This window comes from Bacillus cihuensis (assembly GCF_000504145.1).
GTDB lineage: Bacteria > Bacillota > Bacilli > Bacillales > DSM-1321 > Peribacillus > Peribacillus huizhouensis.
Genome location: NZ_KI632495.1, coordinates 539,688 through 555,288, shown reverse-complemented (window position 1 = coordinate 555,288; position 15,601 = coordinate 539,688). Strand labels below are relative to the sequence as shown.

Annotated in this window: 13 protein-coding genes and 3 pseudogenes; 15 read left to right on the top strand and 1 reads right to left on the bottom strand. The window is 34.7% G+C overall.

The window, feature by feature from the left end; genetic code table 11:
- Positions 1-71: 71 nt before the first annotated feature.
- From V179_RS31625 to V179_RS0108490, 6 genes and pseudogenes are all read left to right on the top strand, one after another.
- Positions 72-615 (top strand): annotated as a pseudogene (locus V179_RS31625) (tyrosine-type recombinase/integrase); the annotation flags it as partial.
- 117 nt (positions 616-732) lie between these two features.
- Positions 733-1,344 (top strand): DUF7010 family protein, encoded by a 612-nt coding sequence (locus tag V179_RS0108515; protein WP_028391075.1) that lies wholly within the window; start codon positions 733-735, stop codon positions 1,342-1,344.
- Positions 1,345-1,719: 375 nt separating this feature from the next.
- Positions 1,720-2,112, top strand: a complete 393-nt coding sequence (locus V179_RS0108510) for a DoxX family membrane protein (protein WP_028391074.1) — start codon at positions 1,720-1,722, stop codon at positions 2,110-2,112.
- A gap of 326 nt (positions 2,113-2,438) precedes the next feature.
- Positions 2,439-2,582: a hypothetical protein gene (locus V179_RS32180; protein WP_326929539.1), complete on the top strand. Its 144-nt coding sequence runs from the start codon at positions 2,439-2,441 to the stop codon at positions 2,580-2,582.
- 158 nt (positions 2,583-2,740) lie between these two features.
- Positions 2,741-2,806 (top strand): annotated as a pseudogene (locus V179_RS32175) (GNAT family N-acetyltransferase); the annotation flags it as partial.
- A 372-nt stretch (positions 2,807-3,178) separates the two neighbouring features.
- Entirely contained in the window at positions 3,179-4,801 is a 1,623-nt protein-coding gene (locus V179_RS0108490; RefSeq protein WP_028391073.1) for an ABC1 kinase family protein, read from the top strand.
- A 376-nt stretch (positions 4,802-5,177) separates the two neighbouring features.
- Here the strand turns inward: V179_RS0108490 and V179_RS0108485 are convergent, their stop codons facing one another.
- Positions 5,178-6,044: a PfkB family carbohydrate kinase gene (locus tag V179_RS0108485; protein WP_028391072.1), complete on the bottom strand. Its 867-nt coding sequence runs from the start codon at positions 6,042-6,044 to the stop codon at positions 5,178-5,180.
- A 712-nt stretch (positions 6,045-6,756) separates the two neighbouring features.
- On the opposite strand from V179_RS0108485, the pseudogene V179_RS27520 reads away from it, so the two are divergent.
- The 9 genes and pseudogenes from V179_RS27520 to V179_RS0108435 all read left to right on the top strand — a co-directional run.
- A pseudogene (locus V179_RS27520) lies at positions 6,757-7,020 on the top strand (DUF402 domain-containing protein); the annotation flags it as partial.
- A 276-nt stretch (positions 7,021-7,296) separates the two neighbouring features.
- Complete coding sequence (locus tag V179_RS0108475) at positions 7,297-9,252, top strand: fructose-bisphosphatase class III (protein ID WP_028391071.1); 1,956 nt, start codon at positions 7,297-7,299, stop codon at positions 9,250-9,252.
- Positions 9,253-9,507: 255 nt separating this feature from the next.
- Positions 9,508-9,789, top strand: a complete 282-nt coding sequence (locus V179_RS0108470; protein ID WP_028391070.1) for a hypothetical protein — start codon at positions 9,508-9,510, stop codon at positions 9,787-9,789.
- Positions 9,782-10,279: a hypothetical protein gene (locus tag V179_RS0108465; RefSeq protein ID WP_028391069.1), complete on the top strand. Its 498-nt coding sequence runs from the start codon at positions 9,782-9,784 to the stop codon at positions 10,277-10,279. The genes V179_RS0108470 and V179_RS0108465 overlap by 8 nt, the downstream gene beginning before the upstream one ends.
- Positions 10,280-10,735: 456 nt before the next feature.
- Positions 10,736-11,710, top strand: a complete 975-nt coding sequence (gene holA, locus V179_RS0108455) for a DNA polymerase III subunit delta (RefSeq protein ID WP_051404895.1) — start codon at positions 10,736-10,738, stop codon at positions 11,708-11,710.
- 367 nt (positions 11,711-12,077) lie between these two features.
- Complete coding sequence (locus V179_RS31005; RefSeq protein ID WP_154663998.1) at positions 12,078-12,245, top strand: hypothetical protein; 168 nt, start codon at positions 12,078-12,080, stop codon at positions 12,243-12,245.
- 272 nt (positions 12,246-12,517) lie between these two features.
- A complete protein-coding gene (locus V179_RS0108445; protein WP_051404894.1) occupies positions 12,518-13,528 on the top strand; it encodes a LacI family DNA-binding transcriptional regulator in 1,011 nt (336 codons plus the stop codon).
- A 275-nt stretch (positions 13,529-13,803) separates the two neighbouring features.
- Positions 13,804-14,256 (top strand): ribose 5-phosphate isomerase B, encoded by a 453-nt coding sequence (rpiB, locus tag V179_RS0108440; protein WP_028391066.1) that lies wholly within the window; start codon positions 13,804-13,806, stop codon positions 14,254-14,256.
- A gap of 54 nt (positions 14,257-14,310) precedes the next feature.
- A complete protein-coding gene (locus V179_RS0108435; RefSeq protein ID WP_028391065.1) occupies positions 14,311-15,600 on the top strand; it encodes an MFS transporter in 1,290 nt (429 codons plus the stop codon).
- The last annotated feature ends 1 nt before the right edge of the window (position 15,601 follow it).

Below are 15,601 nucleotides of genomic sequence, written 5' to 3'. Positions count from 1 at the left end.
TAAAAAAGGCTCTCCTTGAACATAATAGTGTCTAGATTAATTGATTTATAACATAGGAGAGTGAAAGAATAATGTTATTATCAGAAGCTTGGAAAAAGTATCAATTAGATAAAAAAATTGAGCGATATTCCCCCCTAACATTAAAAACATATTGTTTTCAATATAATCTCTTATTACGATTTTCGGTGATATTAATATGAATGAACTTACTACTGAGAAATTAAAAGAGTACCTAATTCAGGCAGGAGAACAATTAAAGCCTTCTAGTTTAGGTCACAGGGTTCGTTGTATTAAATCCCTATTCAAATGGACACATGATGAAGGATTTATTCCTAAAAAACCTGCTGCTAAATTAAAAGAGCCGAAATTAGCAAAAGAGTTCCAAAATTCCTATCAGAACTAGAGATTGAACATCTTAGGGAAGCCTGTCATACTTCGATGGAGAATGCGTTATTTGAATTTATGTAATCTACTGGCTGCCGTATTGGGGAAGTTGTGAAATTAAACCGTGATGATATTAATTTCGCAATGAATTCAGTCATTGTACATGGGAAAGGTGATAAAGAAAGGGAAGTGTACTTTAATACCCGTTGCTCGATTTGGTTAAAAAGGTATCAAAGGGCCAGTTAATGGAATAAGGTATTGTAGATAAAATGAATATTAGCAACTATTCAGTGGGCATATGAACATAGGAAACTGATTTTAAAATTACAGAAACTGGTGGAAAGGAGAATGCGTGTGTCGCAAACCGTTGTTTCCAAATCGGATGTGCGTGGTACAGCCTCCGGGGTTATTTTCATGGCTTTTTTTGGAACAGTCTGGGCAGATATTGGTATTGGAGGTTTGAAGGGATGGGGCTCCGTCTATTTGTTGATTTTGGCGGTAATGATCGGCGCTGTTTTATTTATCTCTGGAATTGCATTGATAAAAGGTTCACGAAATTTATCTAATAATACGAGTGCCTATAGTTCCAAGAATGTCGGCAAGTGGTTTAATATTGTCTTTGCTATAGAATTTGTGTTGATTATAATTGCTGCCGTTGTATGCAATTCTATTGGACATTTTGATTGGTTTTTCCCAATTATGGCTATTATTGTTGGCGTTCACTTTTTTCCACTGGCTTACCTTTTTCAAGTCAAGGCTTACTATGTTACGGGTTCACTTCTTTGCTTACTGGCAATAGTGACATTGCTCTTTGTGCCGTTAGAGGTTAATCTGGGGAAACATCAGGTTAACACATGGTGGTTACTGATTGGCTTTGGCTCCATGTTGATATTATGGGCAACGAGCGTTGTAATTTTGTCCATGGGTAGAAAGTTACTTGGGATGGCACAGAACGAATAATATTGCTGTTTCATGATAATAAAGTTGTTTAAAAAACGTAGTCATGCTATTCAACAATCGGACGCTTTAATTTAACAAGTAGCTAAAAGAATCTTCACTAGGAGATCCTTTTTCAATTCCGATAAGCGTGATTATGTTAACTGGCTTTGTTTAGTGTATGCCTGTAATACTTGGGGATCTTGTTCAACTTAAGGGCCAAATTCTTGAACAAGATAAGTCAATAATCTTATTTTAAAGGATGTCGATGTGGTTACTATTCTGGGAATTAATTCAACTTACATCGGAGTTTACTTGAATAAGCACACCAACTTTTTTTGGGCTTTTAATATTATAAATTTTCGAGTTGTAATAGACTTTTAATAGGGGGTGTGCAAATTGTCTAAAATATTTATGCAAATAAGCAGATTATTTTTAGGGATCATTTTTTTGATTGCAGGTATTAACGGTTATTTTGTCATCTTTGGATTTGAACCATTTATTGCAACTAGCCCCGAAGCAATGGCATTATTCGGGTTTGAATATCTGTTAATTGCAGAAAAATCTTTAGAAGTTATATGTGGAATTTTACTCATAATCAACCAATTTACCCCATTAGCCATTGCAATATTATCACCAATTGTAGCCAATATTTTCTTACTTCATTTGTTCCTAGACCATTCGTTACTTATTTTAGCAGTAATACTTGTCCTCACTCATGGTTATTTGTTGTTTTACTACAGAAAAAACTTTATGAGTATATTGGAGAGGAAATCAAAACCTTCTCAATAACTCGCCCTTACGTATATCTAATTTCAAAATATCTTGTTCAACTAGATACGTTAATTTAAATAGAATTAAGCGGTTTTAGGAATAAATCCATATTCTAGTTGTTCCAGAAAAGGGCGCGATTCTTCAATAAAGAAGATCGCTTTTTTCCGTTATAGGGCCAGATTGTGGAGTAACTCCTTTAAAGAAAATAGATATGTATGTTAGAGCTTAGAAGAGATTGTGAAGCTTTGTACTTAAAGTGACTTTGCAGGTTAATGAAAAAAGGTATCTACTACTATTTGTGGAATTGTTATTTAAGATAAGTAATGGTAAAGGAGGTAAACATGATGACAAAAAATAATATTCACGTTTCACTTAGAACAGGAAATTTAGATGATGCAGAATCCGTGAAAGAACTTCAAAGGGAAGTTCTTTCAGAAAGCGAGTTTATGATTTCTGTTATAGAAGAGTTTGAAGAGACAACTGAGTAACTAAGAAACTGGATCCAGAGAATTTTAGTGAATGAAAGAGAAACGTTAATTGTAGCGGAAACTGAAGGAAAAGTTGTTGGTTTAATTGTCTTTCGCTCAAAAAATACCAAAAGGCTTTCTCACACTGGTTCTTTTACGGCAATGGTCAATAAAGCGGTATTGGTAAACTCCTGATTAAAGAACTTTTAAACTGGACGGAACAGAACCCATTAATAGAGAAAATAAGTTTAGGTGTTTTATCAACAAATCAGCGGGCTATCGGCTTGTACAAAAGTATGGGATTTGTTGAGGAAGGACGTAAAATTAAAGAAGTAAAGTTTAAAGAGGACTTATATGTAGATGACATTCTTATGTATAAATTGGTTTAACAAGACTTAGTAATTAAGATTTTCAACAATTAAGGATCGAAAAAACGCTAAACCTTGATATAACAAGGATCGTTTTATTTCGTGTATCTTCATATTATATGGACACATAATGTTAGATTTGGGTTGTGGAACTGGTCAATTTGCAAGGTAACGTCTTCGAAGGTTTTAGGTGTAGACATCTCAAGAAATATGATTGGACAGGCTAATAAAGAAATGAGAGGTTTTGTGGTGAAAACAAAGAATAAGTTGGTTCGGATGTCAAAAGTGCTATCTTTGTCCTTTTCCATCTTCATTCAAATTTATTGGTATAAAATTCGGAAAAAGCCTGAAGCTGAATGGGAAAAACTTTGGGGGAAAATAGGGGAAAGGTTTCGAAAAACACTTTTTGAATTAGAAGGTTTACTGATCAAAATCGGACAGATGCTCAGCATTCGTGCCGACTTGTTGCCCAATGCATTTATACACCAAATCCAAGATCTTATAGACAAAGTTCCCCCTTCTAACTGGAGTGATGTTCAGGAAATTCTTGAAATGGAATGGGGGGATCCCCTTAATCATCACTTTCTTTCAATCGAAAAAGATGCAATTGCTTCAGCATCGATTGGAGAAGTATATAAGGGTGTTTTGAAAGATGGAACAAAGGTCGCTATTAAAGTGCAACGTCCTAATATTAATTCGATTGTACAAATTGACTTCCGTACTTTAGGGATCATCATTTGGTTTGCCGATCACTTTGTTCCCGTTCCAAAAGGGTTTATTAACTTTAAAGTCTTGTTTAAGGAACTAAAACAAGTGATTGAACGAGAACTTGATTTTACAAAAGAGCTGAAAGCCATACTGTATTTTAGAGAACGATTTAAGGATGTCGATGTTGTACAAATTCCTTCTGTGTATTCGGAGCTTAGTACGTCAAAGGTACTGGTAATGGAATGGGTTGAAGGAATAAGACTCACAAATGTGGAGGCTTTAGATCAGTTAGAAGTGAGCCGTCATGAGTTGGCTCAACGGCTCATCGAAGTGTTCCTTCCTCAATGGATTGAGCCTGGTACGTTCCATGCTGACCCACATCCAGGTAACGTACTGGTATCAAAGGAAGGACAAATCATCTTACTTGATTTCGGAATGGTGGGGGAAATCACCAATAAGGATGCTGCTAATTTTCAAAGTTTGATTGAAAGCTTTCTTTCGAAAAATTATGCTAAAGCTGTTGTTTGCTTGTCTCATTTAGGATTTTTGCTCCCTGATGCTGAATCAAGAACGATTGAAAGGCTATTAGCTGAATTTATGTCCTTCCAACCTGCTCAATTAAAGGAAATGGATCTTATCGCATTAAAATTAGAAATGAACGATATGATTCAAGCACTACCCATTCAGGTTCCAACAAGATTTGTCTTTTTAGGTCGTTCTTTCGTAACGATTGAAGGAATCCTCCGCAATTTGGCACCAGAGGAGGAACTCATTGATCTAGGTAAACCTGTTTTTATGGAATGGTTAAATAAACAAGGGAATAATAAATGGTCATTTATTTGGCAATGGATTCAGTCACAGCCTATATTTAAGATCTTTCATTCAGTTACAGAATTTTTAAATGCACCACAAACGTTAGAACATATAAAGGAAACCGAACAAAGAAGACAATTTCAATTTATTATTTATGAAAATCATAAAAAGCAGTTATTTCAATTAACGCTACTAGGATTCACAGGGATAACAGCAGGTATCTATACCTCACATCCCCTTATTTGGAAGCTGTCTGTTGGAGTAAGTGCCTTCTCAAGTATCGGGTATATTATTTGTAGTTATAAGCAAAAAAAATGGATGAAGTACATGCATGAAAAACGGAGAGGATAAATGCATAGTAATGTTAAAGTAATAGTTGGATTGTGAAGAGTTGTACTTAAACTAACGGGGGCTTTACTTCAATAAACAGCATAAAAAAATGATCTTCGTTTGAAGATCTCAGATTATAGACAAAAGGCATTCTGAATGTCCCTATTCAGGTGCCCTTTTACATTTTAAAGTATTTTAATGTTAAATTTTTCTTGAAGCAGCCCCCTCTGGGGTCAATTTTTATACCATTTTTGAACTGGTCCAAGTCCATGTTGCCAACTTCTTTAAATTCATAGCAGCAAAAGTAAGCATCGCCTGCATGGACAATTTTTTAAAACCTCTTAAGGTAGAGGGACATACCCTCTTTTTCTATAAATTAATTTTTAAAAAGAACGAATTAAAAACGATTATTCATAAACTTGAAAACACCCTCACGAGGTCCTGCATAATGAACACTTCTAGATGCCACCAATGTGGCTTTTTCTAATGCTTCAACAAATGGTTCGTTTTCATGATACCGATAATAACAATAAGCACCGTGTAATATATCCCCTGCTGCTAAAGTGTCTATGGCCTCTACTTTTGGAATGTGAATCCTTCCATGCTTGGAGTTTGAAAACCACAATGTATCGTTTTCTCCATCTGTTAGTGCAATGTTCTGTACACTTGTAGATTTTAAAAAAGTGACTAAATCTCTTTCTGGGGGAGTGCAGTTGATAGAGGCGATTATTTCATCAGCCAACGATAAGCATTCAGGAAAGTGTGATTTCCAAGAACCAGGATCCAAAATGATAGGTTTTTCAGACATTCTCGATTTTTTTAGAAAGTTAATGGATATTTCAGGAATATTGCAATCAGAAAAACAAAATGAACTTTCCATTATTAGATTTTCATAGATAGTTTCATTATTAATGGAAAACTGTTGTTGACCGCTCCAGATTGTTCGAGTGGCTTTTTGCATGTTTACCAATACACTGGATAAACTGGGTAATCGATTCTCATCTTCCGCCAGGTCTATTACCTTTATATGATAATCATCTGTCAACTCGGTTTTGATTGCCTTAGCGATCGTACTGTTTCCCAAACAGGTAATAAGAGTGGCATCCCCTCCTAAAATCGAATAAGTAATGGCTGCGTTGGCAGCAGGACCACCGATAAATGTTTGATAATCGTTCGTTTTACTTTTGAAGTTTTCAGATGGAAATTCGTTTTGGTAATACGTAATGTCTAGACCTGTTAAACCGCAAAATAAACCTTTTATCATCTTCTTTTCACTCCCTTTACAAACAACACGAAACAAAAATTCATAGTCTACATAGATGTTTACCCTTTGTTGCATACTAAAAACTTATATTTTTTCCGAAACCTGTAAATCAGTGTTGTAGTCACACTTTTTGTATTCGTCCAAAATTCTCTCTCCAAGTCCCCACACCACTATTTTACCATGGCCGCTATAAGACACTCTCTTTTTTCGCTTATAAAATTTTCTAATGCTAAAAAAGCTTCGTTTATGTTTTTAACAGATACATAGTCTTATGAGGTAATGGGAGTTTCAAAAAAAGGTTCTTCCTCAGCTTTTTGGTCCTTTAACTATAAGATTTTGAAGAATTACACTTAAAGTAAAGGGTGCGTTAGTTGAAGATTCGCTTTCCGAAATAATCAATATTTTTTAAAAAGCAACAACAAAAGAGTTCGAACATATTTGATATATATAATATATTTGAACTCTTTATTTACATATGTTTGAATGTCGTTACCCTAGGATAAATTTTTAATAAAGTTTGATTAAAAAACCTGTGTTGCAGGTTTTTTTCTTATTCCATAATCGGGCCATTTAATAGAATACAATATTGGTTTATCAGCGATGTACGATTAATAATGGGAAGGACAAATCTATGTTACGATTAATAAAGACAATTGTTATGGGAAGGAACATTAGCTAGGAAGGAGAAACTAAAACAGTGGTGAATTTAAGTATTCCAACTATTCAAAGTGGCAATAAAATAATTGAAAGAAAAATACGTTACGACTCCTTTGTTTTAGAATATAGCTGTAAGCTTTTAAAAGTACAAAATCAAAATGTAGTGCTTTTCCATATCATACAAGAATCCTTTACGATGATAGCGAACCAAACAACATTAACTACTCCTAAAGGTAGTTATACAATCGCATATTACTGGAAATATCGTCCGTATAATTTATACATCTGGAGAGATAATAAAGGGAAGTATTTAGGCTCTGGAATTACTGCGTAAACCTCGATTCCGTTAGGAATCTGTACGAATCTTCAAGATGATACTATAATATATTTGCACCAGAACCATTGGTTGCAATATATTCAGTTATCACAAATATAATCCTATATAATAAATATGTTGAAGACGTAGAAGATTATATAAATCGTAATGAACAGCTCTCCGCATCGAAAGTTAGTAAATCTATTAATAAAACGAATGTAAGTATTAAATATATTAGATGGAGAATGAGTAATTAATTTTGGAGGGAGATACATAATTTTGAATTCGAATTACTTAGATTTATTAGCGCAAAAATATGATAGTGAAGAAAAAGTGGTTACTGAAATTATTAATCTTAAAGCTATCCTTAATCTACCCAAAGGGACTGAACATTTTGTTAGTGATTTACATGGGGAGTACCAAGCCTTTCAACATGTGTTAAGAAATGGTTCGGGAAATGTAAAAGTGAAAATAAAAGACCTTTTTAAAGATGAATTATCTGAAAAAGAATTGAATGAATTTGCGACATTAGTTTATTATCCTGAAGAAAAAATACAATTAATTAAGAATAATTTTGGCAATAAAAAAGAATTAAACCAATGGTACACAGATATCATTGAGCGTATGATGAAGCTCGTTTCTTATGCTTCCTCCAAATATACACGATCGAAATTACGTAAAGCATTGCCTAAACAGTTTGTTTTTATTATAGAAGAGTTATTATATAAAACAGATCAATTCACAAACAAGAAAGATTATTATACAAAAATCGTCCAGCAAATTATTTCACTTTGTCAGGCTGATAAGCTTATTATTGGTCTTGCATATACCACCCAGAGATTGGTTGTTGATCATCTTCATGTCGTTGGGGATATTTATGACCGCGGCCCTGACCCTGATAAAATTATGGAAACTCTCGTGAATTATCATTCCGTTGATATTCAGTGGGGGAATCATGATGTCCTATGGATAGGCGCCTTTGCTGGTTCAAAGGTTTGTCTTGCTAATATTATTCGTATATGTGCTCGCTACAATAACTTAGATATTATTGAAGATGCTTATGGAATAAATCTTAGACCACTTTTGAACCTTGCGGAAAAGTACTATGACGATAATCCAGCCTTTAGACCAAAGAGACATTCAGATGAAAAACAATCTGATCATGAACATTTACAAATCACCAAAATACATCAAGCCATTTCCATGATTCAGTTCAAACTTGAAAGTCCTATCATAAAGAGACGACCGTGCTTTGATATGTCTGAGAGGCTTTTGCTTGAGAAAATCGATTATGACAAAAATGAAATAACGGTTTATGGGAAAAAGTACCCGCTAGAAAATACCTGTTTTACAACGATTAATCCAGAGCACCCTAATCAATTATTGGAGGAAGAAGAGCAAGTAATCCAAAGACTGTTATTTTCTTTTCAGCATTCAGAAAAACTGGCTAGACATATGAATTTTCTGATGAAAAAGGGCAGTCTTTATTTGAAATATAATGGAAACCTATTAATACATGGTTGTATTCCTTTAGATGAAAAAGGAAATATGGAAAAAATGGTGATTGAAAATAAGACCTATGCAGGCAATGATTTGCTTGATATTTTTGAGTATTATTTACGATATGCATTTGCACATCCTGAAGAAACGGATGACCTTGCGACAGATATGACCTGGTATTTATGGACAGGAGAATATTCATCACTCTTTGGAAAAAGAGAAATGACAACCTTTGAGAGGTACTTTATTAAGGATAAGGAAACCCATAGAGAGAGAAAGAACCCATACTACTATTTACGTGAAAATGAGGACATTTGCCGTAAAATTCTAACTGAATTTGATCTCAGTCCTGATCAAGGTCATATTATAAACGGCCATACACCAGTTAAAGAAATTAATGGTGAAAATCCAATTAAGGCAAATGGGAAAATGATTGTCATCGATGGAGGTTTTTCAAAAGCTTATCAATCAACAACAGGTATAGCTGGATACACTCTACTAGACAATTCCTTCGGCATGCAATTGATCGCCCATAAACACTTTAATTCAAAATATGATGTTCTATGTAACGGAATGGATGTATTATCAGTAAAAAGATTGGTGGATAAAGAATTAGAGAGAAAAACGGTTAGAGAAACGAACGTTGGTGAGGAATTATTAAAGGAAATCCATATTTTAAATAGTCTGAGGGAATATCGTTATATGAAAGGACATCAGAAATTTCCCCTCAATTGAGTTAAAAAAAGAGAACAGCTAGTCTGTATGAATCTGGTATTTCACCAAAATTTAAACCGTAACCGGTTTAATTAAAAAGGAAAGTCTACTATACTCAAGGTATTCAATATTTACCATTCTACTTCAACCCAAGCGGGAGGAAGAAGTTATTATCAAACACTCTTTAGTGATTAATTGCCAATTCTGTTTTTGTGCAGTTTTTATCACTAATGGGTGTTTTTTTGCGTGCATCAAAACTTTTAAGGAGGAAATACTATGAAATTTCAATGTGAAGGATGCGGATGTGTGGTACCGGATACAGAGGATATACCGGACAAAGTTCAGGAGTTATTGTTAATCTGTAATGATTGTGTGGGTAGACCCTTTAGCGACTTTTTAGTCTATCCTACAAAATCACTCAATGAAGAACCATCAGAAGGTCATGTAAGATTTGAACATGAACAGTGGATAGTAATGACAAAAGAGCTTAATGCTGCCCAACCCAAATTAACCGAATTGATAGAGAAACAATACAATGAGGTGAAAAACAATGATTAAATCTAAACAGCTTGAAAGACCTTCACTTGTACATAAGGGGATTTGGACGCCTTGGGCTGAACTGCTCTGCTATGAATGCCATGGTAGAAACTTTTCTTCAGGGCAGCTTAGTGACTGGCAATGGGAAATACACACTAACCCGCTAGATTTAACTGAACTCAACCGAATAACAACTTGTGATAGATGTGCTAGACCGATTCAAGTCTATGATGAGGTTGCTGAAGAGCATAACATGGCTCTTACATTAAAAGAGCATGGGATAGATGCTGTAATGGAACAAACTGGTGGAATGAACAGCGCTTGCCGCGTAAATAAGATAGACGAAAGAGAAATGATCTCAGACGATGAGGACTGTGCTTTCTACCTAATTGGCTTTAATAAAGATGGAGATAAGCAATATATACTTTCAAGTTATGATGAAGAGTACGCATACATCCCCGAGGATGACTTTCAATGTGGAACAAAGAATGAAATGGTTAGTCATATCTAAATTTAAGTAATATTAAGAAGCTAAGCCCTGTTTTATAGCTAGAGGATTTTGTTAAAGAAAATTAATTTCACTAAGCTATCAATATTTTTGGTAGCTTTTTATTGTACTACTATTTTATTCTAATATATTGTATAATCTACTTATAAATTTTTTAACTTTTTGGCATCACCCAAGCGGGAGATGAAATTGGTACAAAAAAACACTTATCCAAAGTGATTAACTACGTCTGTAGAATTAGTCAATTTGGATAAGTGTTTTTTTTGCGCCCAAATTTGATTAAAGAGGAAAACTTATGCGGGGATTATCTCTAATTTCCATGTATTTATGGCTCTATGAAGGTTTACAGGTAGCTGTTTATGCTATTCAAGGACAACCATCACTATTTGTCACACACGGCTTTTATATGCTCTTGTGGTCATGGATTTTACAAAAACTATTTAGTAGGAGGGAATTCATATGAAAACCGTTCATGTGCTTTTCGGAAATGAACCTTATCTTATTGAGGAAAAGAAAAATACCATCATTAAATCGGTTCTTGCCGAGGAAGAAATGGAATTTGGAGTATCTAGTCATGTTATGCGTGAAACACCTGTACAAATGGCTATAGAAGATGCTCAAACCCTTAGTTTTTTAGGGGGTAAAAGGGTCGTTATCATAAAGGATTGCTACTTCTTAACAGGAGAGAAAGCCAAACAAAAAATTGAACATGATTTAGATGTATTAATTCGGTACATCGAACGGCCTAATGAAGATTCTATTGTTATCCTTACTGTCTCAAATGAGAAATTAGATTCTCGTAAGAAGGTTGTAAAGTCTTTAAAAAAATCAGCCGACCTGCACGAAGCAAAACCGCTTCCTGAATCAAAGTTAGTTGATTGGATCCACAACAAAGCAAAAGACTTGAATAGTGAAATCTCAAAAGATGCTGTTCATCATTTGATTTCTTTTATTGGCTCTAATCTATTAAAGCTGGAACAAGAACTTAGGAAAATGGCTGCCTATACTGCAGGTCACAGTACAATAACAAAAACAGTGGTAGAAGAGTTAATTTCACGCACTCTGGAGCAAGACATATTCAATCTCATTGATCGTATTGTACATAAAGACATGCATCAAGCGTTTGATATTTTGGGGGATATGTTTCGTCAAGGAGAGGATCCGATTAAGATTCTTAATCTATTATCCCGCCAATTCAGAATTATTTTTCAAGTAATGCAAATGTCAAAAAACAATAAAAAACCTTCTCAATTGGCTACTACATTAAAGTTACACCCTTATGTAGTAACCATTGCTAAGGAACAAGGTCAAGAATATGACACTAATCAGTTGACTTATATTCTATCGCAACTAAGCAAATTAGATTACGAAATGAAGACGGGAAAAGTGGATAAACATTTATCATTAGAAACCTTCATTGCCAAACTTGCGTAATTGAATTTTTTATACATCAAATACTTTTTAAGGAGAATTCTAATTATTGAGAAAACTTCAGTTCAACCTAAATCGCTTGGAAAACGTATCAGAAGAGAAGCATTTTTAAGGCAAGAAAGCTTAGAACGAGAAGTAACGCGCACCAAAGCTTTACAGGAAGCAAAGCGAAAATATAAGAGAAAACAAAAAATAGAATCGATTGTTTTTCCTATAGCTTCTACCCTATTTTTAGGAATTATAGTGGCCTGGGTAATCTTATTTTCTTTTGCCCTAGAATTTCTTACTCGGTAAGAATAGAGAAGAGTCTTGATGTTACGTTCATCAAGACTTTTTTTATGAATGAATACATTTTTGGAGGAACAATGCCATGAACAGAGAGCAAGAATCTGAAATTTTCTTAGATTGGTTATTTAATAAAGAAGAAAAAATTAAGCCGTTTAATTTAATTATTAACCACTTAAAAGAAGTTTATTTATCAGACAAAGAAAGATTGGATTCTATTAGCTTCGTTAAGGATTCTGCTTTAGTGATATAATACCTCCATTCAGCATTCACTAAAAAATAGTGGACAAAATGGAAGATATTTTATATTATCTAGTTAATCGTTTTACTGAGGTAGTGGTTATGATACAAACAGTATGTCATACTAAAAAACAGTGGACAAAATGGAAGATATTTTATATTATCTAGTTAATCGTTTTACTGAGGTAGTGGTTATGATACAAACAGTATGTCATCTAAAAAACAGTGGACAAAATGGAAAATATTTTATATTATTCAGTTAATCGTTTTACTGAGAGGAGCTGAGTGAAAATTAAGGCGACAATAAAAGAAGTAGCAAAGCTGGCCCAAGTTTCCACGGCTACTGTTTCAAATGTTATCAATAACACGAAATATGTTAGTGATGAAATAAAAAAACAAGTTTATGATGCGATGAGTGAATTAAATTATGTGCCTAATACGCTGGCGAAGAGTTTGCGGGTTAGAGAATCTCGTTTGATCGGCGTGATGATTTCTGATATATCAAATCCTTTTTTCTCATTAGTGGTCAGAGGTATTGAAGACGGTCTTGCACAAGCAGGATACAATGCTCTTCTATGCAATACGGATTCTAACATTAATAAAGAACGCGAGTATTTAAAAGTACTGCAAGGCAAAAGGATTGATGGGATTTTTGTCTCTTCTTCCGGTAATTCGGAGGAATATTTTAAAGAAATGTGGCAAATTGATATCCCTCTTGTTTTTTTGAACCGTTGCCCAGAGCCGTTAATTTCTGATTCAGTTTCGACCAACAATTTTGAAGGTGCACTGCTTGCAACTGAGCATTTAATAAAACATAACTACCGAAAAATCGGAATAATTACTGGTCCTCAAAATATAAGTACCGGCCGAGATCGCTTTAATGGATTCAAGCAAGCCATCAAGCTGCATGATCATACTTTATACGATCATTTTATTAAACATGGAGATTTTACGATAGAAAGTGGATATGATTTAATGAAAGAATTATTGAGTGACAGTTGCAGACCCGAGGCTGTACTAATTTCGAATAATCAGATGACACTTGGTGCTTATAATTACATTCAGGAGAGAGGAATCTGTATTCCTGAGGATTTGGCCATTATCGGTTTTGATGACCCAGAATGGGCTGCCATTGCAAACCCACCTTTAACGGCTGTTAGACAGCCAGCTTATGAGCAAGGATTTGAAGCAGCTCAATTGATGATAAAGAAATTAAATAATACGGTCGACGGCAAGCCGCAGGAAATCTATTTTAGTCCTTCACTCATGATAAGAAAATCTTGTGGATGCCGTTGATTTAGGCAAGGAGGTGAGATTAAAAATGGTATATTATTTTTTTAACACTAGTTAAACGATTAACTCGTAGTGCTTAAATAACATTTTTAATTTTAGGAAACCTATTTTATTCTTTTACAATGTAAAAGAATAGGATTTCTTATTCTAGTTAAACGATTAACTAAGGGAGAAGGGGATTGGTATTTATCCATTTAAGCAATGAAAGATAAATGATACTTTGATAAAAAGTAATTTTTATTCAGTTAATCGATTAAATAAAAAGGAGAATTTAACATATGAAAATAGCAGTTGGTGGAGATCACGCAGGTTTCCCTTTGAAGGAAACAATTGTAAGCGCTATAAGAAAATTAGGACACGAAGTTACTGATTACGGATGCTATGACGAAACGCCAATCGATTTTCCTGATATAACAATTAAGGTATGTAATATGGTTCGAAAAGGCGAAGCTGAAAAAGCTATCTTGGTATGTGGAACAGGGGTCGGCGCCTCGATTGCAGCCAATAAAATTCCTGGAATTCGCGCTGCTGTATGTCATGATGTTCATACCGCTCATCAAAGCATTGAACATGATGATGTTAATGTCATGTGTATCGGAGCAAAGATTGTTGGGCCTTGGTTAGCGGAAGATTTAGTGGAACATTTCCTTAGTGCAGAATTTAGTACTGATGAAGACTGTAGAAGAAGAGTTCAAAAACTACACAATATGGAGAAAATGAATTTCATTTAATAATATGAAGGCACTTTCTTATTGTGATAAATAAGTGATAGAGGAGAGGTTTACATGGATTATCCTAAAATACCGTCCGAACGTTGGAAACGCATTATCCCCATTGCATTTTTAATGTATACGATTGCCTTTCTTGATCGGAATAATATAAGTTTCGGATTGCTTGGTATGGAAAAAGATATTGGGATTGGAGCAACCTATGCAGGACTTGCTGCTGGTGTTTTCTTTTTTGGTTATATGTTTTTACAGGTACCTGGGGCCTTATTTGCACAAAAATGGAGTGCAAAAAAATATATCACCATATCCTTACTTGCATGGGGTGTTTTCTCTGTTGCGACCGGTCTAGTGCAAAATCTGACGCAACTTTTAATTGTCCGGTTTTTGTTGGGATTTGTTGAAGGTGGTGTTTCACCGGCTACAATGATTTTATTAACCAAATGGTTTCCTCTAAGTGAAAGATCAAGGGCTAATGCGTACTGGTATTTGTGTATACCTGTAGCTTCCATCGTTTCAGCACCTTTATCCGGCTTAATTCTCACGTTCCTGGACTGGAGATGGATGTTTATAATAGAAGGCTTGCCTCCTATTATATTGGCCGTCATTTGGTGGTATATGATTGACGATTCACCGTCCGAGGCAAAATGGATATCCAAGGAAGAAAAGGAATATCTTGAAACAACTCTTGAAAGAGAACGGCAGGAAATCAAAAAATCGACCGGAACCTTAAAGGATGCTATAAAAAACCGTAATGTCATTCTTCTTCTTCTTGTATTCTGTTTCCTTCAAATCGGTTTTTATGGCATCGGTCTTTGGCTTCCAAGATTAATTAAATCAATTGTGGACGGCAGTATGATGCAAATAAGTCTACTGTCAGCTATTCCTTGGATTTGTGCTATGTTTGGCTCTATTATTAACTCCAAGATTGCTGATAAAAAGAAAGATTATAAATGGAATATCGCCATTCCCATTCTAGCCGGCGGAATTTGCTTATTGTTGTCTGTTTGGATGGGTGATCAAAACCCGATCCTTTCTATAACTTTCCTTAGCCTAAGTTTAGGATTTATATTCTGCTATGGCGTCTATTGGACTGCTGTTACTTCCTATTTAACAGATTCGGTATTGTCGGTTGGTATGGGTACAATTAATGCAGTAGGAAACCTAGGTGGATTCGTGGGTCCATACATTGTAGGCTATTTAATTTCAACAACCGGAAACTTCTTTGTAGGTGAATTATTTCTAATTATTTCTCTTCTCATCTCTGGCTCATTGGCAATGCTCTTAAAAACAAGAAGAAATGAAAACGCTAATCAAATGACAGAATCCAATGCCCAAGTGGGAAGCTAGA

Excerpts from the sequence above, each read along its gene's own strand:
- rpiB (WP_028391066.1), top strand. The coding sequence starts at position 13,804 with ATGAAAATAGCAGTTGGTGGAGATCACGCAGGTTTCCCTTTGAAGGAA.
- holA (WP_051404895.1), top strand. The coding sequence starts at position 10,736 with ATGAAAACCGTTCATGTGCTTTTCGGAAATGAACCTTATCTTATTGAG.
- V179_RS0108470 (WP_028391070.1), top strand. The coding sequence starts at position 9,508 with ATGAAATTTCAATGTGAAGGATGCGGATGTGTGGTACCGGATACAGAG.
- V179_RS31005 (WP_154663998.1), top strand. The coding sequence starts at position 12,078 with ATGAACAGAGAGCAAGAATCTGAAATTTTCTTAGATTGGTTATTTAAT.
- V179_RS0108465 (WP_028391069.1), top strand. The coding sequence starts at position 9,782 with ATGATTAAATCTAAACAGCTTGAAAGACCTTCACTTGTACATAAGGGG.
- V179_RS32180 (WP_326929539.1), top strand. The coding sequence starts at position 2,439 with ATGACAAAAAATAATATTCACGTTTCACTTAGAACAGGAAATTTAGAT.
- V179_RS0108515 (WP_028391075.1), top strand. The coding sequence starts at position 733 with ATGCGTGTGTCGCAAACCGTTGTTTCCAAATCGGATGTGCGTGGTACA.
- V179_RS0108435 (WP_028391065.1), top strand. The coding sequence starts at position 14,311 with ATGGATTATCCTAAAATACCGTCCGAACGTTGGAAACGCATTATCCCC.
- V179_RS0108485 (WP_028391072.1), bottom strand. The coding sequence starts at position 6,044 with ATGATAAAAGGTTTATTTTGCGGTTTAACAGGTCTAGACATTACGTAT.